The organism is Cardiobacterium sp. (assembly GCF_057314735.1).
This window is the reverse complement of the sequence record NZ_DBHKZK010000067.1, coordinates 26,341-44,704: the sequence shown is the minus strand read 5'-3', so window position 1 is coordinate 44,704 and position 18,364 is coordinate 26,341. Positions and strand designations below refer to the sequence as shown.

17 protein-coding genes are annotated in these 18,364 nt (G+C 60.2%); 12 read left to right on the top strand and 5 right to left on the bottom strand.

Annotated features, from left to right (window positions below):
- Positions 1–365: 365 nt before the first annotated feature.
- From rsmB to def, 3 genes are read right to left on the bottom strand one after another with little or no spacing between them, the layout of a single operon-like run.
- On the bottom strand, positions 366–1,628 hold the full coding sequence (rsmB, locus tag ACO54Z_RS10200) for a 16S rRNA (cytosine(967)-C(5))-methyltransferase RsmB (RefSeq protein ID WP_485996909.1): 1,263 nt from the start codon (positions 1,626–1,628) through the stop codon (positions 366–368).
- The gene (gene fmt, locus ACO54Z_RS10195) at positions 1,625–2,557 is read right to left on the bottom strand and encodes a methionyl-tRNA formyltransferase (RefSeq protein ID WP_485996908.1); all 933 of its coding nucleotides are present in this window, start codon (positions 2,555–2,557) and stop codon (positions 1,625–1,627) included. The genes rsmB and fmt overlap by 4 nt, the downstream gene beginning before the upstream one ends.
- Positions 2,554–3,108 carry a peptide deformylase gene (gene def / locus ACO54Z_RS10190; RefSeq protein WP_298080292.1) on the bottom strand — a complete coding sequence of 185 codons (555 nt, stop codon included), beginning with the start codon at positions 3,106–3,108 and terminating at the stop codon, positions 2,554–2,556. Before def ends, fmt begins: the two co-directional genes overlap by 4 nt.
- A 132-nt stretch (positions 3,109–3,240) precedes the next feature.
- Here def and ACO54Z_RS10185 point away from each other — a divergent pair, with 132 nt between their 5' ends.
- From ACO54Z_RS10185 to ACO54Z_RS10130, 12 genes are all read left to right on the top strand, one after another.
- On the top strand, positions 3,241–4,425 hold the full coding sequence (locus ACO54Z_RS10185) for a LysM peptidoglycan-binding domain-containing protein (protein WP_485996907.1): 1,185 nt from the start codon (positions 3,241–3,243) through the stop codon (positions 4,423–4,425).
- The gene (gene dprA / locus ACO54Z_RS10180) at positions 4,425–5,534 is read left to right on the top strand and encodes a DNA-processing protein DprA (protein WP_485996906.1); all 1,110 of its coding nucleotides are present in this window, start codon (positions 4,425–4,427) and stop codon (positions 5,532–5,534) included. The genes ACO54Z_RS10185 and dprA overlap by 1 nt, the downstream gene beginning before the upstream one ends.
- Positions 5,535–5,556: 22 nt before the next feature.
- Entirely contained in the window at positions 5,557–7,959 is a 2,403-nt protein-coding gene (gene topA / locus ACO54Z_RS10175) for a type I DNA topoisomerase (protein WP_485996905.1), read from the top strand.
- Entirely contained in the window at positions 7,956–8,408 is a 453-nt protein-coding gene (locus ACO54Z_RS10170) for a MarR family winged helix-turn-helix transcriptional regulator (RefSeq protein WP_485996904.1), read from the top strand. The genes topA and ACO54Z_RS10170 overlap by 4 nt, the downstream gene beginning before the upstream one ends.
- A 75-nt stretch (positions 8,409–8,483) precedes the next feature.
- Positions 8,484–8,855, top strand: a complete 372-nt coding sequence (locus tag ACO54Z_RS10165) for a hypothetical protein (protein WP_485996903.1) — start codon at positions 8,484–8,486, stop codon at positions 8,853–8,855.
- A gap of 5 nt (positions 8,856–8,860) precedes the next feature.
- Complete coding sequence (locus ACO54Z_RS10160) at positions 8,861–9,319, top strand: GNAT family N-acetyltransferase (RefSeq protein WP_485996902.1); 459 nt, start codon at positions 8,861–8,863, stop codon at positions 9,317–9,319.
- A complete protein-coding gene (locus tag ACO54Z_RS10155; RefSeq protein WP_485996901.1) occupies positions 9,316–9,870 on the top strand; it encodes a methylated-DNA--[protein]-cysteine S-methyltransferase in 555 nt (184 codons plus the stop codon). Before ACO54Z_RS10160 ends, ACO54Z_RS10155 begins: the two co-directional genes overlap by 4 nt.
- On the top strand, positions 9,867–10,865 hold the full coding sequence (locus ACO54Z_RS10150) for a hypothetical protein (RefSeq protein WP_485996900.1): 999 nt from the start codon (positions 9,867–9,869) through the stop codon (positions 10,863–10,865). The genes ACO54Z_RS10155 and ACO54Z_RS10150 overlap by 4 nt, the downstream gene beginning before the upstream one ends.
- 1 nt (position 10,866) lies before the next feature.
- Positions 10,867–11,238 carry a fluoride efflux transporter CrcB gene (crcB, locus tag ACO54Z_RS10145; RefSeq protein ID WP_485996899.1) on the top strand — a complete coding sequence of 124 codons (372 nt, stop codon included), beginning with the start codon at positions 10,867–10,869 and terminating at the stop codon, positions 11,236–11,238.
- A 33-nt stretch (positions 11,239–11,271) separates the two neighbouring features.
- Positions 11,272–13,122, top strand: a complete 1,851-nt coding sequence (locus ACO54Z_RS10140) for an ABC transporter ATP-binding protein (RefSeq protein WP_485996898.1) — start codon at positions 11,272–11,274, stop codon at positions 13,120–13,122.
- Positions 13,123–13,475: 353 nt separating this feature from the next.
- Complete coding sequence (locus tag ACO54Z_RS10135) at positions 13,476–14,255, top strand: SDR family NAD(P)-dependent oxidoreductase (protein ID WP_485996897.1); 780 nt, start codon at positions 13,476–13,478, stop codon at positions 14,253–14,255.
- A 46-nt stretch (positions 14,256–14,301) separates the two neighbouring features.
- A complete protein-coding gene (locus ACO54Z_RS10130) occupies positions 14,302–14,961 on the top strand; it encodes an NAD(P)H-dependent oxidoreductase (RefSeq protein WP_485996896.1) in 660 nt (219 codons plus the stop codon).
- 393 nt (positions 14,962–15,354) lie between these two features.
- Here the strand turns inward: ACO54Z_RS10130 and glyS are convergent, their stop codons facing one another.
- Positions 15,355–17,424, bottom strand: a complete 2,070-nt coding sequence (gene glyS / locus ACO54Z_RS10125) for a glycine--tRNA ligase subunit beta (protein ID WP_485996895.1) — start codon at positions 17,422–17,424, stop codon at positions 15,355–15,357.
- Positions 17,421–18,326, bottom strand: a complete 906-nt coding sequence (glyQ, locus tag ACO54Z_RS10120; RefSeq protein WP_485996894.1) for a glycine--tRNA ligase subunit alpha — start codon at positions 18,324–18,326, stop codon at positions 17,421–17,423. Before glyQ ends, glyS begins: the two co-directional genes overlap by 4 nt.
- Positions 18,327–18,364 lie beyond the last annotated feature (38 nt).

Genomic DNA, 18,364 nt, shown 5'->3' with positions numbered 1-18,364 from the left:
CGCTCACCCCCTCCCCAACCCTCCCCCGCTGCGGGCTTCGCCCTGCAGGGGAGGGAGTCGATTGGCGGGTGTTTTGGCGATGGTTGCCGTAATGGTAGCGACGTTCTTCGCCGTGTGTGTGGCGGGTGGCGGTCATGTTTGTGGGTGTGTGGTTTGGTTTACATACAGGTAGAGCGCTCAGGTGTATGTAAATGGTTCTGTCCGTTTCGCAGAAGGGGTTACGGTTGGTGATTGTACATTGGCGGGACGCGATTAACCCCACCCCGGCCCTCCCCCACGGGGGAGGGGGCTGATCGGCGGGCGTACGCAGGGCGAAGTCCGCAACGGGGCTGGGGCGGCGCGGTGGGCGTTGCGCTGGCGGGTGCTCATGCGGGGCTTTTGTGCAGCAGGGCGTAGTAGAAGCCGTCGCCGTCGTCGTCCGGCAGGTGCAGGCTGCCGTAGCCGGTGTCGGTGCAGGCGGGCAGGTTCAGCGTTTGCAGGCGGGCGTCGGTGTGCGCGGCGAGGAAGGCGCGGATGTTGTTTTGGTTTTCGTGCGGCAGGATGGTGCAGGTGGTGTAGAGCAGGCGGCCGCCGGGTTTGAGGGTCGGCCAGAGGCGTTGCAGCAGTTGGCGTTGGGTCGCGGCGAGGCGTTTGAGGTCGGCGGCGGTACGCAGCCAGGCGATGTCCGGGTGGCGGCGCAGTACGCCGCTGCCGCTGCACGGGGCATCGAGCAGGATGGCGTCAAACGGGGTGCCGTCCCACCAGGCGGCGGTGTCGGCGGCGTCTGCCGTTTTGAGGGTGGTGCGCAGGCCGAGGCGGTCGAGGTTTTCTTTTACGCGCGCGAGGCGTTCGCTGTCGTGGTCAAGGGCGAGGAGGTTTGCCGTCGGCGCGAGTTCGAGCAGGTGTCCGGTTTTGCCGCCGGGGGCGGCGCAGGCGTCCAGGATGCGTTCGCCGTTTTGCGGGGCGAGCAGGGTGGCGGCGTGTTGGGCGGCGGCGTCCTGGACGCTGACGGCGCCGTCGTTGAAGCCGGGGATATGTTGTACGTTGGCGCCGTGGGCGAGGGTGATGGCTTGCGGGTGCAGCGGGTTGGCACGGGCGTCCGGGTGGGCGGCGAGCCAGGCGGCGCGGTCATGGTTGTGGTTCAGGCGCAGGGTCAGCGGCGGTTGGCGGCTGTTGTTGGCAGCGATGAGCGCCTCGTGGTCGGGGTAGGCGCCGCGCAGCCAGTCGGGCAGGTTGGCGGGGGCGGCGCGTTCGAGTTCGTTTTGCCAGTGGGCGCGCTCGCGCTGCACACGGCGGAGGATGGCGTTAATCAGGCCTTTGGCGCGGGCAAGGCGGTGGTGCGGCGCGAGATTCACGGTTTCGTTGATGACGCCGTGGTCGCCGAGGTTCATTTGTAGCAGTTGGTAGAGGCCGAGGTTGAGGATGATGGCGAGCGGGTGGCCGGGTGTCGCCGGCGGTTTTTCCATCATTTGCGCGCAGAGGGCGGAAAGGGCGCGGTATTGGCGCAGGGTGCCGTAAACGAGCGCCTGGTAGAGCGCCTGGTCGGGCGGGCTGACGCGGTTTTTGTCCTGCACGAGGAGGGTGTTAAGGGTGCGGTGCTGGTTGATGACGCCGTCGATGGTGTGCAGCGCCGCCTGTCTGGCTTTCATGTGAGGGTGTGTCCGGTGAGGTCGCGGCTGTGGCGCAGCGCGGCGGCGTCGGTCGCGGTTTTGCCCGGCAGTTGCAGGCGGGTGATGCGCAGGGTGCCGTCGGCGCAGGCGACGTCCAGCCCGTCTTCGTGGTGCGCGGTGATGGTGCCGGGCGCGGCGGCGGGGCTGTGGTTCAGGACGCGCGCGGCGTGGATGCGCAGCGGTTCGCCGTCCAGGGTGGTGTGGGCGATGGGGGTTGGGTTGTAGGCGCGGATTTTGCGCTCAAGGGTGGCGACGGCTTCGTGCCAGTCAAGGCGCGCTTCGGCTTTGTGGAGTTTGTGCGCGTAGCTGATGCCGTCTGCCGCTTGTGGTACAGGCTGGCGGCTTTGCGCGAGGATGTCCGGCAGGGTGCGCAGCAGGGTGTCGCTGCCGAGTGTCATCAGGCGGTCGTGCAGGCTGGCGGCGGTGTCGTCGGCGGTAATCGGCAGGCGCGCTTCGCTCCACACGGCGCCGGTGTCGAGGCCTTTGTCCATTTGCATGATGCAGATGCCGGTCTCCGTGTCGCCTGCCTCTATCGCGCGCTGGATGGGGGCGGCGCCGCGCCAGCGCGGCAGCAGTGAGGCGTGGATGTTGAGGCAGCCGAGGCGCGGGTATTCGAGAAACCACGGCGGCAACAGCAGGCCGTAAGCGGCGACGATGATGAGGTCGGGGCGTGGCAGTTCCGGGAGGGGCGGCGCGTCGGCGTGCAATTTTTCCGGCTGGGCGACGGGGATAGCGTGCGTGAGCGCGGTTTGTTTGACGGCGCTGGCGGTGAGTTTGCGCCCGCGTCCGGCGGGGCGGTCGGGCTGGGTGAGGACGCCGTCAATCAGGTAGTCGCTGCTGTTGATGAGCGCTTGCAGGCTGTGCGCGGCGAAGGCGGGGGTTCCGGCAAACCAGAGGCGGGCGCTCATGTGTCGCGTTCCTTTTGCAGGAGCGATTTGGCGAGTTTTTTTTCCAGCCGCTCGCGTTTGAGGCGCGAGAGGTGGTCGATAAAGAGGACGCCGTTCAGGTGGTCGATTTCGTGCTGGATGCAGACGCCCAGGAGGCCTTCCGCCTCGCCTTCGCAACGGCTGCCGCCGAGGTCGTAGTAGGCGTAGCGGATTTTTGCCGGGCGCTCCACGTCGGCGAATTGTCCCGGCAGCGACAGGCAGCCTTCCTGCCAGCTCGCGGTTTCTTCCGAGGCAGCGAGGATTTCCGGGTTGATCAGGATGAGTTTGGTATGCGGGATGGGCGCGTCCGGGGTTTCCGTTTCGTCATTTTCGCGGCGCAGCGGCACGTCCATGACGACGATGCGCTGGTGAATGTTCACTTGCGTTGCCGCCAGCCCAATGCCATGCGCTTCGTACATGGTCTCGAACATATTGTCGGTTATCGTCTTGAGTGCGTTGGTAAATTGGCTGACGGGTTCGGCGGTTTTGCGCAGGCGGCGGTCGGGATGGATGAGGATGTCAAGCAGCGGCATGGGGGCGTCCGGGAATTATTTTTACCGAAAAATGAATTTTTGGTATGAAAATGGTTAGGAAACGGCTATTATACGCGAACAGCCCTTACGGGGTGAAATGGAACCGAGAGATTAGAACCAGGAGTATTTATTGTGTTTAAAAGCCAATTGACAGGTCTGGGCATCGCCCTGGCAGTAGTGCTGGCAGGCTGTTCTTCGCCGCGCGATCCTTTCCTGAACCAGCAGGAACGTCCCACCGAGCTCTGTCTCAATGACGGCAGTTTCCCGCGCCAGCTCGCCAATACGGACGACGCCTTCCAGCAGCAGTACCCGATGCGCTATGTGGTGAAGAAGGGCGATACGCTGTGGGGGATTTCCAAGCGCTTCCTCATCCAGCCGTGGTACTGGACCAATATTTGGTACGACAACCCGCAGGTCAAGAACCCGCACCTGATTTATCCGGGCGACGTGCTGAGCGTGGTCGCCATCAACGGGCAGAAACGGGTGACGATTGTCGAGGCGGGCGAATATCACGGCGTGGATACCGGTCGCACTACCCGCGACGGTCTGCCGATTGTCCGCTACTCGCCGCATATGCGCGTTGACAATTTCGGCTCGCGTCCGGTTTCCATCGCCGGTGATGTCATTCAGGCACACGCGCTGAAGACCCGCATCCTCCGCCCGAATGAAATCCAGAACCTGCCGTTTGTCCTCGGCGACGCGGGCAATTACCTCACCCTGACCGAGCAGCAGGAAATTTATGCCAAGGGCATGAACAACGCGCAGCAGGGACAGCTTTATGGCGTTTACCGCCCGGTCGGCGAGCCGATTGTGGACAAGGCCAAATATAAAGGTCAGAAACAGGCGCCGGCGATTGGCTACGAAATGCGCTACATCGGCGAAGTCGGCGTGGTCGGCTACGACGTTGGCACCGATCTCACCAAGCTGCACATTCAGGAAGCGGTCGAGCCGATGCACGAAGAAGACGTCATTCTGCCGATTGACGCGCACGAAGACCCGGTCAATTACTTCCCGAAAATGCCGTCCGGCCAATGCTCACGCGGCTACATCATCCGCAGCGCGAACATCTATCCGACCATCAAGGAATTTGACACCGTCATCACCAGCTTTGGCCGCGACAACGGTGCCGAAGTCGGCGACATCTGGAAAATTGTCCGCGAAGGCCCGGCACGGCAGATGAAAGGCCAGCCGGTACAAGTCCCCGGACGCCAGGTCGGCTACCTGATGATTATCCGCGTCTATGACGACGTCAGTATCGGCTTCGTGCTGGATTCCAGCGAAAGCATCTACGAAACCGACAGCCTCGTCCGACCCTGATGACGTTTGACCTGCGAGCCTGGTGCGCACTGTTGCGTGCGCCGGGCGTCGGCAACAAAACCTACCACGCGCTTCTGGAAGCCTTCGGCTCACCGGAAGCGTTTTTTCATGCCCCGGCGGCGGAAGTGCGCAAGCGCCTGCCCAACCTTGCCACCGACAAAATCAGCCAATGGCAGGCGATGGCGGACAGCGCGGCGGTGGATGCCGACCTGGACTGGCTGGCGCAGGGCGACAGGCGGCACATCATCCCGCTGCATGACCCCGCCTATCCGCCGCTGCTGCGGCAAATCGCCGACGCGCCGCCGCTGCTGTACGTCCACGGCGACGCCCGCCTGCTCACCAGCACCCAAATCGCCATCGTCGGCAGCCGCAACGCGACCGAACCGGCGCGGCGCACCTGCCAACAATTCGCACACGCCTTCGCCCAGGCGGGGATTACCGTCACCAGCGGCCTCGCGCTTGGCATTGACGGCGCCGCACACGAAGGCGCCCTGCAGGGCGGCGGCAACACCATCGCCGTGGTCGGCACCGGCCTGGACCGCGTTTACCCCGCCCGCCATCACGACCTCGCACACCGCATCAGCGCGCAGGGCGCCATCGTCTCCACCTTCCCCATCGGCACCGGCGTCCGCCCCGGCAATTTCCCCAGCCGCAACCGTATCATCAGCGGCCTCTCGCTCGGCGTACTGGTCGTTGAAGCCTCGGCACAAAGCGGCTCGCTCATCACCGCCCACCTCGCCGCCGAACAGGGACGAGAAGTCTTCGCCATCCCCGGCTCCATCCACAACCCGCTCGCCAAAGGCTGCCACCGCCTCATCAAAGAAGGGGCGAAACTGGTCGAATCCGCGCAGGACATCCTCGAAGAACTCTACCCGCTGGCACGCGCCAACCTCGAAATGCAGGCCGAAAACCCGCCGCCCGCCTCTGCAAACACGGACGACGACGCCCATCCGCTGCTGGCGGCGATGGGCTTTGACCCCTGCCGCGTCGATGACCTCGTCGCCCGCCTCAATTTGACGCCTGCCGAAATTTCCGCCATGCTGATAATGTACGAACTGGACGGCCGTATCGCCGCATTGCCGGGCGGGATGTTCCAGCGCCTCAACTGACCCAACCCAAAGCAAGCCAGCCATGAGCACAAACCTCCTCATCGTCGAATCCCCGGCCAAAGCCAAAACCCTGCACAAATACCTCGGCAAAGACTACGAAGTCATGGCCTCCTACGGCCACGTGCGCGACCTCATCCCGAAAAACGGCGCAGTCGATACCGCAGACGACTTCGCCATGCACTACGAAATCATCGAGCGCAACGCCCGCCACGTCAACGAAATCACCAAAGCCGCCAAAAACGCCGAAAACATCTACCTCGCCACTGACCCCGACCGCGAAGGCGAAGCCATCTCCTGGCATTTGCGCGAAATCCTGCGCGAACGCGGCGCGCTGGACAACAAAAATATCTACCGCGTCGCCTTCCACGAAATCACCAAAAATGCCATCCAGCAAGCCGTCGCCCACCCGCGTAACCTCGAAATGGATTTGGTCAACGCGCAACAGGCACGGCGCGCGCTCGACTACCTCGTCGGCTTCAATCTCTCGCCGCTCTTGTGGCGCAAAGTCCGCCCCGGCCTCTCCGCCGGACGGGTGCAGTCGCCCGCGCTGCGCATGATTGTCGAGCGCGAGCGCGAAATAGAGGCCTTCAACAGCGAAGAATACTGGGACATCGCCGCCGCTATATCACACGGTGGGCAGGAATTTCCCGGCAAACTCACCGTCTATGCGGGCGAAAAAACCAAAAAATTCAGCTTTACCAACGCCGATGACACCCACGCCGCCATCGCCGCGCTCAAAGCCGCCGCACAAGGCATCCTCACCGTCGCCGAAGTCGCCAAAAAAGACAGCAAACGCAACCCCGCACCGCCCTTTACCACCTCCACCATGCAACAGGCGGCGGCGAACAAACTGCACTTCGGCGCGCAGCGCACCATGCGCGTCGCCCAGCGCCTCTACGAAGAAGGCCACATCACCTATATGCGCACCGACTCGGTCAACCTCGCACAAGAAGCCATCACCGCCATCCGCGACTGGGTCGGCCAACAATACGGCGCCAACTACCTGCCGGACAGCCCGCGCCACTACAAAACCAAATCCAAAAACGCCCAAGAAGCGCACGAAGCCATCCGCCCGACCGACTGCGGCCGCGACGCCGCCAGCCTCGGCCTTTCCGGCGACGAACAAAAACTCTACGAACTCATCCGCAAACGCGCCGTCGCCTCACAAATGGCATCGGCCATCCTCGAAAACGTCAGCGCCGACCTCTACGCGGGCGACGACAAAAACCAGTTCCGCGCCAGCGGCTCCACCATAAAATTTCCCGGCTACATGAGCGTTTACCAGGAAGAACGCGACGACAACAAAGAAGAAGACGACGACAACCGCCTGCTGCCGCCGATGCAAGCGGGCGACCGCCTGCAACTGCTGGACATCCTCGGCAACCAGCACTTCACCCAGCCGCCGCCGCGCTACTCTGAAGCCGCGCTCATCAAAGAACTCGAAAACAACGGCATTGGCCGCCCCTCCACCTACGCCAGCATCATCAGCACCCTGCAAGAGCGCGAATACGTCGAACAAGAAAACCGCCGCTTCATCCCGACCACCATCGGCAAAGTCGTCAACGACTTCCTCACCAAACACTTCGAACGCTACGTCGATTACGACTTCACCGCCCGCCTCGAAGACGACCTCGATGCCGTCTCGCGCGGCGAACGCGCCTGGAAACCGCTCCTCGGCGACTTCTGGGGCGCATTTTCCAACCAGATTGAAGAAAAAAAAGACATCCCGCGCGAAGAAGTGATGCAGGCACGCGAACTCGGCACCGACCCCAAAAGCGGCAAACCCGTCACCGTCCGCTTTGGCCGCTTCGGGCCGTTCGTGCAAATCGGCAGCAAGGACGACGAAGAAAAACCCCAGTTCGCCAGCATCCCCGCCGACCGCAACATGGACGAAATCACCCTTGACGAGGCGCTGGAACTGTTCAAACTGCCGCGCCACCTCGGCAGCAGCGAAGAAGACGGCGATATCAGCGCCAGCATTGGCCGCTACGGCCCCTACATCCGCTACGGCAAACGCTACGTTTCGCTGCCGAAAGAAGAAGACCCGCTCACCGTCACCCTGGAGCGCGCACTCGAACTCATCGCCGCCAAAAAAGAAGCCGACAGCCAAAAATACATCAAAGAAATCAAAAATGGCGATGAAACATTACAAATACTGAACGGTCGCTTTGGCCCATATGTAACCAATGGTAGTATTAACGCATCTATCCCAAAAACGATAGAACCTGCCTCGCTCGAACTCGAAGCCGCGCTGGAACTCCTTGAAAAAGCGAAAGCGCGCAAAGCCAAGCGGGGAACGACTACCGGCAAAACCGCCAAAAAAACCGGCGGCAAAACCACAAAAACAACCGCGAAAAAAGCCGCCGGCAGCACAGGGAAGACCACGCGCGGCAAAGCGACAAAAACAAAAGAGAGCAAAACATGAAAATTCCGGAAAATCACAGCCTGGACGACCTGCGCCACGGCTTTGGCTTCCTCATGCACGACACCACACGGCTGATGAACCGCTACTACGACCGGCGGGTGCGCATCTACGGCATCACCCGCACCCAGTGGACGCTGCTCACCTACCTCTCGCGCTACGAAGGCGTCAGCCAGACCAAACTGGCCGAATACATGGATTTGGCGCCGATGACGCTGACCCGGCAAATCGACAAACTCGAACAGGAAGGCCTGCTGGACCGGCGCCAAGACCCGCAAGACCGCCGCACCAACCTCATCTTCCTCACCGAAAAAAGCCAGCCGCTGATGAACCATATGCACGAAATCGCGGTAGAGGCGAAAGAAGCGGCGCTGAAAAACTTCAACGAAGACGAACGCGAAATCCTGCGCGACTACCTCGTGCGTATGCGGGAAAACATGGCCTCCGCCTGAACCGCCCCACTCCTGAAAACCCGCATCAGCGGGTTTTTTCATATACCAACCATCCCGACATAACGGAGCCAACCCATGCAAATCCTGTTTGAATTTCTGCTGGAACTCATTATCCAGACACTTGCAGAACTGCTCGGTATTGCCGTGGTTCAACGCTGGAAAAACTTCCCCGGCAAAGCATGGCTGTTTATGCCCGCTTGCGCCATTATCGGCGCATTGCTCGGCATTATCAGCCTGGCATTTCTCCCGACACCCTACATTCATCGCCCGCTATTGCAATGGCTCAATCTGCTCATGACACCGCTGCTGGTTGCCGCCATATTGGAAATACTGGGTCGTTGGCAAATCCGGCACGGCAAAACCCGCGCCCGACTGGCAATCTTTGGCTATGCCTGGATATTGGCTTTTGCGTTCACCGCCATGCGGATGCTGATGCGATCAAGATAAATATCATGACATTATGGTTACAGCCCGTCGCCGGGCATGAAAGAAAAGCGCTGCTTTCGCTGCAACTGTTCGCCCATCAGCAGGACTTTATCGAAACCATCCCGGAAATTCTGCACGAGGCGGACAGGGGCAAGACCTGGCAATTATTGGGCATATATCAGGGTAAAACCTTAATCGGCTTGGCGATGTATGGCGACTTTGCCGAGCCATTGCCCGATGGCGAACTCTGGTTAAACCAGATATTGCTGGATTGTCGCTATCAGGGCAAAGGCTTGGGCAAAGCCGCATTACAATTGATACTGGCGCGACTTGCTGACGAATTTTCCCAACGGCGTGAAGTGTTTTTAAGCGTTTTTGCCGAAAATACCGCCGCCATTCGCCTTTACCGGCAGGCGGGATTTGCTTTTAATGGAGCACTCGATACAAAAGGCGAAAGAATCATGAGCGGAGTATTGCCACGATGACGGTGTTATATAGCCAGACCATTACCACCCCGCTGGGGCAGATGCTTATTACCGCCAGCACACGCGGCGTTTGCCTGGCGGAATTTGCGGGGACGCCGCGCATGGAACGGGAAAGCCGTGATTTGGAGCGGCTGTTTCAGGCGCGCACCGAACCGGGCGGGAATGAACATACCGCGCAGGCGACGCAGGAACTCAGTGAATATTTCCGCGGCGGACGGCAAAGGTTCACCGTCGCGCTGGATACGCCGGGGACGGATTTCCAGCGGCAGGTGTGGGCGGCGTTGCGTGGCATTCCTTACGGCACGACCAGCCACTATCAGGCGCTGGCGGCGGCTATCGGCAAACCCGCTGCCGTGCGCGCCGTCGCGGCCGCCAATGGCGCCAACCGCGTTGCCATCCTCATTCCCTGCCACCGCGTCATCGGCAAGCATGGCGCACTCATCGGCTACGGCGGCGGCTTGCCGCGCAAAGCGTGGCTGCTTTCGCATGAGCGCGGCGGGCGGAATCATTCGCTGCCGGATTGGTTTGTAACGCTACAGGAGTATTTATGAATACTGTTTTTACCAAAGATGACGGTCTGCAACCCTATCCGTGGTTGCGGGTTTTATTGGGTTTTGCCGCAGGGATGTTTATTTTCCTTTTTATCAGCAGAGTGGTTGATTTTGCCATGGATTGGTATGACATAACCCCGGATATGTGGATTCGAGGCTTCTTTTTTTCCATTGTATGTTCAATGAAATTTTGGCTTTATACATTGATACCTTCCATATTCCTTATTTGGCAGCGTGCCGAATATAGCCGGCGGCGTATTATTCAAACGATAGTGCTGGTTGCCATATTATCTATGGCAATAGAGGTTTATTATCGGATAGTGGTTTATTACCGGATGTATGCCGGTTTCCGGGTAGTAGGTGAATCCTTGTTGACAACATGGTTTTTAATCTTCAGTTCTGCTGTAGAAACCGCTACTGTTTCTGCATTGATAGCAGGATGGCTGTTGCCCAAACCGCAAGATACAGGGGAAGATGATGAAGATTACCCGTATCACCGTGTCATTATTGGCTTTGCATTGTTGACTGGTATTTTGCATTACCTGTTGTTGCGTTTGCTCTTTGCCTTTCATGGTTTGGCATTGCCGCCAAAGCTGTTGGGACATGAATTGCTGTGGTTTCTCGCTCCTTCATTATTGATGGGGGCATGGTTTTCCTTTTGGCGTTTGCAGCGCAATTTGAAAGGGATTCTTCATGCGGTGCTGGTTACTTTGCTTCCGGCTGCGATGTTGTTTTTTTATTTCATGATTGCCCGGACGCAAATCTTCAAGGATTTTGGTCTGAATCTGCGGGAGTTGTGGATGATTCTTGCCGGTCTTGTCGCGGTTACCGTGCTGATTCTGGGATTGTTGCTGTTCCCGGCAGACGCGGATAATCCGCCTGCCCTGCTGGATTATGCGGGCATCATTGCCGTTTCTTTGGTGATAACGCTGGCTTTGCTGCTGTTATTGGGGCAGGCTTTCATGTATTTGCTGATTTTTATGGGCGGGATGTAGCGTGAACGTTCCGGCGCTGGTGTTGGTTTTCCTCGGCGGTGGTTTGGGCAGCGTCTGCCGCTATGCACTGAGCCTGCTGATGGCGCGCGGCGGTTCGCCCCTGCCGTGGGCGACGTTGGGCGTGAATGTGCTCGGCTGCCTGCTCATTGGCGTGTTCGCGCAGACACTCGCCCGCGACAGCGCCTTACGCGCGCTGTTTGTCGCCGGGTTTTGCGGCGGCTTTACCACCTTTTCGACGCTGTCGCTGGAATGCCTCGCGCTGTGGCAGGCGCAGCAGTTCGGCTGGCTGGCGCTGTATGTCGGCGCGAGTCTCGTGCTCGGTCTCGCGGCGGTGGCGGGCGGGTTCGCCCTCGCGCGTGCCGTCCTTGTATAATCGCCGCCTCTTTTTAACCACCCTGTAACCACCATGTACGCCACCTTCGAGAAATCCACCAATCCCTTCCCGCCCGACTGGTCGGCAGCGCCGCCGCAGACGCTGTTCGCCTTCATCCGCTATTACTGCCGGGGTTTTTACAAACCGCTGTGGATCATCATGATTGCGGGCATCGCCGTCGCCGTGCTGGAGGTGCTGCTCTTTGGCTTCATCGGCAACATCGTCGATTGGCTGGCGGCGCGCGCGCCCGATACCCTCCTGCGCGACGAGGGCTGGAAACTCGCCGGCATGGGGCTGGTGGTGCTGGTGCTGTTGCCGCTCTTTGGCTACATCGGCACCGTCGCGCGCAACCAGATGATTATGGGCAATATGCCGATGGCGGCGCGCTGGCGGATGCACAACTACCTGCTTGGGCAAAGCATGAGCTTCTATCAGGACGAATTTTCCGGGCGCGTCTCGGCGAAGGTGATGCAAACCGCGCTGGCGGTGCGGGCGGTGGCGACCACCTGCACCGACGTTATGGTGTACGTCGTCGCCTATTTCTTCTCCATTATCGCGCTGATGGCGAGCCAGCACTGGGCGATGATGCTGCTGATGCTCGCCTGGATTGTCATCTATGCGCTGGTGCTGCGCCATTATTTGCCGCGACTGCGCCAGGTGTCGGAAGCGCAGGCGGACGCGCGCTCGACCATGACCGGCCGCGTTACCGACGCCTACACCAACATCGCCACCGTCAAGCTGTTCGCGCACACGCGGCGCGAGGCCGACTACGCCCGTGGCGCGATGTACGAATTTCTCGGCACTGTCTATCACCAGTTCCGCATGGTGGCGAATCTGGACGTCATCGTGAACCTGCTCAACTACGCGCTGCTCTTCCTCATCGGCACGGTCGGCATCGGACTCTGGATGCACGGCCAGCTCGCCGTTGGCGCGATTGCCACCGCGACCGGCCTCGCGCTGCGCATGAACGGGATGTCGCACTGGATTATGTGGGAAATCGGCGGCTTGTCGGAAAACATCGGCACCGTCGCCGACGGCATGAATATGCTCGCCCGCCCGGTGAGCGTGCAGGACAAGCCCGGCGCGCAAGAGCTCGTCATCGACCGTGGCACCATCGAATTTGACAACGTCAGCTTCGGTTACGGCGCCAGTGAAGAAAAACACGTCTTGCACAACCTCTCGCTCACCATCCGCCCCGGCGAAAAAATCGGCCTCGTTGGCCGCTCCGGCGCGGGCAAATCGACGCTGGTCAATGCGCTCTTGCGCTTCTACGACCTCGACTCCGGCGAAATCCGCATTGACGGGCAGAACATCGCCGACGTCACCCAGGACAGCCTGCGCCGCCACATCGCGATGGTCACGCAAGACACCTCGCTCCTGCACCGCTCGGTGCGCGACAACATCCTCTACGGCCGCCCCGACGCCAGCGAAGCCGAATTGCAACACGCCATCGAACAGGCAGAAGCGGGCGACTTCATCGCCGGACTCTCCGACCAGCGCGGCAATACCGGGCTGGACGCGCAAGTCGGCGAGCGCGGCGTCAAACTCTCCGGCGGGCAGCGGCAGCGCATCGCCATCGCCCGCGTGCTGCTCAAAGACGCGCCCATCCTCATCCTGGATGAGGCGACCTCGGCGCTGGACAGCGAAGTGGAAGCCGCCATCCAGCAAAGCCTGAACCAGCTGATGCAAGGCAAAACCGTCATCGCCATCGCCCACCGCCTCTCCACCATCGCCGCGATGGACCGCCTCATCATTTTGGACGGCGGCCGCATCGTCGAACAGGGCAGTCACGACGAACTCATCGCGCAAGGCGGTCTCTACGCGCAACTGTGGTCGCGGCAAACCGGCGGCTATCTCGGCGGGGAAGACGGGGCGGAAAAATGAAAGACGATAATCCCATGCGGGACGTCCTTAATGGCGAAACAGATTAGTAGGGTGGGGCTTGCCCCACCATGAAAACCGGTAAACGTAGTCGGTCATTCATGGCTGTCATCAATCAAGGGTGTGTCTCGGCGCACCTTTTTCGCTTAAAGTATTGCTGCTGCATATCAGGGCGCTACATTGGGCGGGCAATGCGCAATGCGGCGGATAATTGAGTTACCCCGTTTAATACCTGCCGTACCGAAAACACGCGCGCCTATCACCGTGCAAAAATTGGCGAGCATTGCCCGATTATCGCGTGTTATTGCCTCTCCTGCTTTCTTACAATGCGTCCCTCATTTCACGGGAACAAACACATGACCTTACTCAAAAACAAAAACGCGATTATTACTGGCGGTAGTGATGGTATTGGCCTGGGCATTGCCACCGCATTTGCACAAGCCGGCGTCGGCACATTGCTGCTACTGGGGCGCGACGGGCAAAAACTGGAAACCGCCCGGCATTCGCTGGCGCAATTCCGGCAAACCTGCGTACATTGCCTCGTGGCGGATTTGGGCATTACCGCTGACATTACCGCCATTGCCGCACAAATCCTGCACCTTTTGCCGCAGCCGGATATCCTCGTCAACAATGCCGGACTGGGACGTTTTGTGCCATTCATGCAAATGGATGAAGCATTATTCGATGCGCATTTCAACCTGAATATCAAGGCGCCCTATTTCCTGACGCAGGCATTGCTGCCCGCATTGATGGCGCGCCAGGGCAATATCATCAATATCTCCTCTTACTTTGCGCAGCGGATGCTGCCCGACCGGGCGACAACGGCTTATTCCGCCAGCAAAGGCGCACTCAATTCCTTTACCAAAGCCCTCGCTTTTGAAATGGGTGCCAGCGGTGTGCGCGTCAATGCCATTGCACCCGGCAGCGTGCGCACTCCGCAATTGCAGCACAATATCGACGTCATGCCTGCGGAAAAGCAGCAGGCATTCGCCCGCATGATAAAAACCATTTATCCGCTGGGACACATTGGCAGCCCGGAAGACATTGGCAGGGCGGCAGCATTTCTGGCCTCCGACCATGCCGCGTGGATTACCGGCGCCGTGTGGGCAGTTGATGGCGGTTTAACCACGAACTGAAAAGAGCGTACAATGCTTGGCCTTATATATGACCGGAGCAATTGACATGACATTCAGTAAACAGGATATTCTTGACGCATTCAAACGTCGCGCAGCGACCGGCTATTATGATGGCAGCCGCAAAATTAGCGATGAAGACATGAACTTTATTCTGGAATTGGGACGACTTTCTCCCAGCTCCGTCGGCTCCGAACCCTGGCGATTTGTCGTGGTACAAAACCGTGCCTTGCGCGATGCCATCAAGCCGGTCGGTTGGGGCGTTGCCAACCAACTGGATGATTGCAGCCATCTGCTTGTGATTCTTGCGAAAAAGAATGCCCGCTATGACAGCGCGTTTATGCGCGACGTCTTGATTCGCCGTGGCCTTTCCGGCGAACAATTACAGGCGGGACTGGCGCGCTACAAACAATTCCAGACGGAAGACCTGAAACAGGCGGCAAACGAACAAACCTTGTTCGACTGGGCGTGCAAGCAAACCTATATTGCACTTGCTAATATGATGACAGGAGCGGCGATGATAGGAATTGATTCCTGCCCGATAGAAGGATTCAATTACGCTGCCGTCAATAAAATCTTTGCTGATGCCGGTATTTTTGATCCGGCGGAATGGGGTATTGCGGTAATGGCGACTTTTGGTTATCGCAGCCGCGACATTATGCCGAAAGCACGCAAACCATTTGATGAAGTGGTGCAGTGGGTGTATTAAGTACAGGATGTTTATCTTGGCGGGATAAATAAATGAAAACTGCCTCTAAACGCTGTTTACAATTGGCCATAACATGATGATTTCATTCGCAGGTTTGGTTAAGGCCTGTTTACCATTCAGCCGTAAACACGCCCAAGCCAATGCGGTTGCGTGGCGACGATTTTGTGAGCTACATCATTAGTTTGTAGGGTGTGTGCCGCAGGCACGCACGCGTTTGCCGATGTCAAATTCCCGCGTGCGTGTCGGCTACGCCGCCACACACCCTACGCACGGAACCCACCCGCTGCGGGTTTAGCCCTGCGGAGGAGGGAGGTCTAAATGGTAAACAGCCCTTAGCGACACTAAATGAATTACAAAAAAACGCGCCCAAGGGCGCGTTTTCTTTTACCGGGATTATTCGCTGAGCAGCGACAAATCGGCGATTTGGTCGAAGCCGTGTTGCAGGGTGGTGAGCAGGGCGAGGCGGTTTTGTTGCAGCGCCGGGTCGTCGCTCATCACCATCACGTCGGTGAAGAAGGCGTCTAAAGGCGCGCCGAGGGTCGCCAGTTGTTCCAGCGCGGCGCGGTAGTCGCTTTTTTGTAGTTCTGCGTCGATGGCAGGGGCGAGCGTCTGCCAGTTTTGCCACAGCGCCTGTTCGGCGGGCTCAACGAGGCGGTCGGAGGCAACTGCTTCGTCGCGCTCGCCGTTCTTTTTCAGGATGTTGCGGATGCGTTTGGCGCTCGCGAGCAGGCTGGCGGCGCTTGGGCTGCCGGCGAAGGTGTCCAGCGCGCGGATGCGACGCTCGATATCGACGAGGTCGTCGCTGCCGAGTGCCAGTACCGCTTGGCAGGTTTCGCTGCGGATGCCCTGTTCGCGGTAGTGGCTGTCGAGGCGCTCCAAGATGTATTCGCGCACGGCGGCGACGTGTGTCGGCGCGCCCAGCGCGGCGTCGTACTGCGCGGCGCTTTTGTCGAGCCATACGGCGAGCGGCAGCGCCAATTCGTTCTCCGTTATCAGGCGGATGAGGCTGATGGCCATGCGGCGCAGCGCGTAGGGGTCTTTGCTGCCGGTCGGTTTGGCGCCGATGGCGAAGCCGCCGACGAGGGTGTCGAGTTTTTCGGCGATGGCGAGCGCAAGCCCGGTGCGCGTTTGTGGCAGTTCGCCGCCCGCACCGCGCGGCTGGTATTGTTCGTCCAATGCTGCGGCGATGTCGGCACTGTAGCCTTCGGCGGCGGCGTAGTAGCGCCCCATCAGTCCTTGCAGTTCGGGGAATTCCATCACCATTTCGGTCAAGAGGTCGCTTTTGCTGATGCGCGCGGCGGTGGCGACGTTTTCAGCGTTTGCGCCGCAGACGGGGGCAAGCGCCCGACCCAGTACTTCAAGGCGGCGGGTTTTGGCGGCGACGGAACCGAGTTTTTCCTGGTACACGACGTGTTCGAGGCGCGGCAGGTAGTCGGCGAGTTTATGCTTGAGGTCTTGTTGCCAGAAGAATTCGGCGTCGGCGAAGCGCGGGCGGATGACTTTTTCGTTGCCTTTGCGCACGGTGGCCTCATCGCGGGATTCGAGGTTGGCGATGGCGATGAAGTGCGGGCGGATTTTGCCGTCCGCGCCGACGACGGCGAAGGTTTTTTGGTTGTCCTGCATGGTGGTGATGAGGACTTCTTGCGGCACGGCAAGGTAGCGCTCATCAAAGCTGCCCGCGATGGCGACCGGCCATTCGGTCAGGCTCGCCACTTCCGCGAGTAGCGCGGGCGGGATGACGGCAACGCCGCCGAGTGCCGCCGCTTTGGCCTCGACTTGCGCGCGGATGCTTTCCATGCGCGCGGCGTGGCTGGCGATGATGTGCGCGTCGCGCAGGTCGGCTTCGTAGCTGGTGGCGCTGGCGATGGCGACGGCTTGCGGGTGGTGCACGCGGTGGCCGAGGGTTTCGCGTCCGGCCTGGAGGCCGAAGTATGTGAGCGGCAGTACGCGCGCATCGGCCAAGGTGACGAGGCTCAACACCGGGCGGACGAAGCTCTGTTCGTGATCGCCCCAGCGCATCCGCTTGGCAATCGGCAGGTTGTCGCAGACGTGGCGGAACAGTTCGGGCAGGAGTGCTTCCAGCGGTTGCCCGGGCTGTTCGCCGTAATACATCAGCCATTTGCCTTTCGGTGTGTCTTCAACGGCAAGGGCGGCGACGTCCACCCCGCAGGAAGCGGCGAAGCCGAGCGCGGCTTTGCTCCAGTTGCCATTCTGGTCTTTGGCGGCGGCGAGCGCCGGGCCTTTGCGCTCAATTTTTTGGTCGCTCTGGCGGGTGGCAAGGTCGTGGATGCGCCAGGCGAGGCGGCGCGGCGTGGCGAATGTTTCGATGGCGCCGTGCGCCAGTCCGGCGTCGCCCAGCGCCTGCGCCCACAGGTCGCGTCCGGCGTCGGCGAGGGCGGTAACGGCTTTGGTCGGCAGTTCTTCAACGCCGATTTCGATTAACAGGGTGGTAGTGGCGCTCATGCGGTTTCTCCTTGTTTACAGAGCGGGAAGCCCAGCGCTTCGCGGCTGTGGTACCAGGCGACGGCGGCGGCTTTGGAGATGGCGCGCACGCGCAGGATGTAGCGCTGGCGCTCGGTGACGGAGATGGCGCGGCGGGCGTCAAGCAGGTTGAAGGTGTGCGAGGCTTTCAGCGCCTGTTCGTAGGCGGGCAGCGGCAGGCCAGCTTCTGCCAGTTGCAGCGCCATTTTTTCCGCCGCTTCAAATTGGGCGAAAAGGCTGTCCACGTCGGCATGTTCGAAGTTGTAGGCGGACTGCTCGCGCTCGTTTTGCTGATGCACGTCGCCATAGCGGACGATGCCCTGCGGCGTGGTCGTCCAGACGAGGTCATAGACGCTATCGACGTCTTGCAGGTACATGGCGATGCGCTCCAGACCGTAGGTCAGCTCGCCCATCACCGGCTTGCATTCGAGACCGCCCGCCTGCTGGAAGTAGGTGAACTGCGAGATTTCCATGCCGTTCACCCACACTTCCCAGCCCAGCCCCCAGGCACCGAGGGTCGGCGATTCCCAGTTGTCTTCGACGAAGCGCATATCGTGTATCGCCGGGTCAATGCCAATAGCGCGCATGGATTCGAGGTACAAATCCTGAAAACGCGGCGGCGACGGCTTCATCACTACCTGGAACTGGTAGTAGCGTTGCAGGCGGTTGGGGTTGTCGCCGTATCTGCCGTCGGTGGGGCGGCGCGACGGCTGCACGTAAGCGGCATTCCACGGCTCGGGGCCGATCGCCTGGAGGAAGGTCGCGGTGTGGAAGGTGCCTGCGCCCACTTCCATATCATAGGGTTGCATGATGACGCAGCCCTGCTGCGCCCAGAAGCGTTGCAGGGTGAAGATCATGTCCTGAAAGTTCAGTACTTCAGCCATAAAAGGTGTCCGGTTGAGAAAAGGGCGGCATTGTAGCG

Bases quoted from the DNA above. Each gene is read 5' to 3' on its own strand.
- rsmB (WP_485996909.1), bottom strand. From the start codon at position 1,628: ATGAAAGCCAGACAGGCGGCGCTGCACACCATCGACGGCGTCATCAAC.
- fmt (WP_485996908.1), bottom strand. From the start codon at position 2,557: ATGAGCGCCCGCCTCTGGTTTGCCGGAACCCCCGCCTTCGCCGCGCAC.
- def (WP_298080292.1), bottom strand. From the start codon at position 3,108: ATGCCGCTGCTTGACATCCTCATCCATCCCGACCGCCGCCTGCGCAAA.
- dprA (WP_485996906.1), top strand. From the start codon at position 4,425: ATGACGTTTGACCTGCGAGCCTGGTGCGCACTGTTGCGTGCGCCGGGC.
- topA (WP_485996905.1), top strand. From the start codon at position 5,557: ATGAGCACAAACCTCCTCATCGTCGAATCCCCGGCCAAAGCCAAAACC.
- ACO54Z_RS10170 (WP_485996904.1), top strand. From the start codon at position 7,956: ATGAAAATTCCGGAAAATCACAGCCTGGACGACCTGCGCCACGGCTTT.
- ACO54Z_RS10165 (WP_485996903.1), top strand. From the start codon at position 8,484: ATGCAAATCCTGTTTGAATTTCTGCTGGAACTCATTATCCAGACACTT.
- ACO54Z_RS10160 (WP_485996902.1), top strand. From the start codon at position 8,861: ATGACATTATGGTTACAGCCCGTCGCCGGGCATGAAAGAAAAGCGCTG.
- ACO54Z_RS10155 (WP_485996901.1), top strand. From the start codon at position 9,316: ATGACGGTGTTATATAGCCAGACCATTACCACCCCGCTGGGGCAGATG.
- ACO54Z_RS10150 (WP_485996900.1), top strand. From the start codon at position 9,867: ATGAATACTGTTTTTACCAAAGATGACGGTCTGCAACCCTATCCGTGG.
- ACO54Z_RS10140 (WP_485996898.1), top strand. From the start codon at position 11,272: ATGTACGCCACCTTCGAGAAATCCACCAATCCCTTCCCGCCCGACTGG.
- ACO54Z_RS10135 (WP_485996897.1), top strand. From the start codon at position 13,476: ATGACCTTACTCAAAAACAAAAACGCGATTATTACTGGCGGTAGTGAT.
- ACO54Z_RS10130 (WP_485996896.1), top strand. From the start codon at position 14,302: ATGACATTCAGTAAACAGGATATTCTTGACGCATTCAAACGTCGCGCA.
- glyS (WP_485996895.1), bottom strand. From the start codon at position 17,424: ATGAGCGCCACTACCACCCTGTTAATCGAAATCGGCGTTGAAGAACTG.
- glyQ (WP_485996894.1), bottom strand. From the start codon at position 18,326: ATGGCTGAAGTACTGAACTTTCAGGACATGATCTTCACCCTGCAACGC.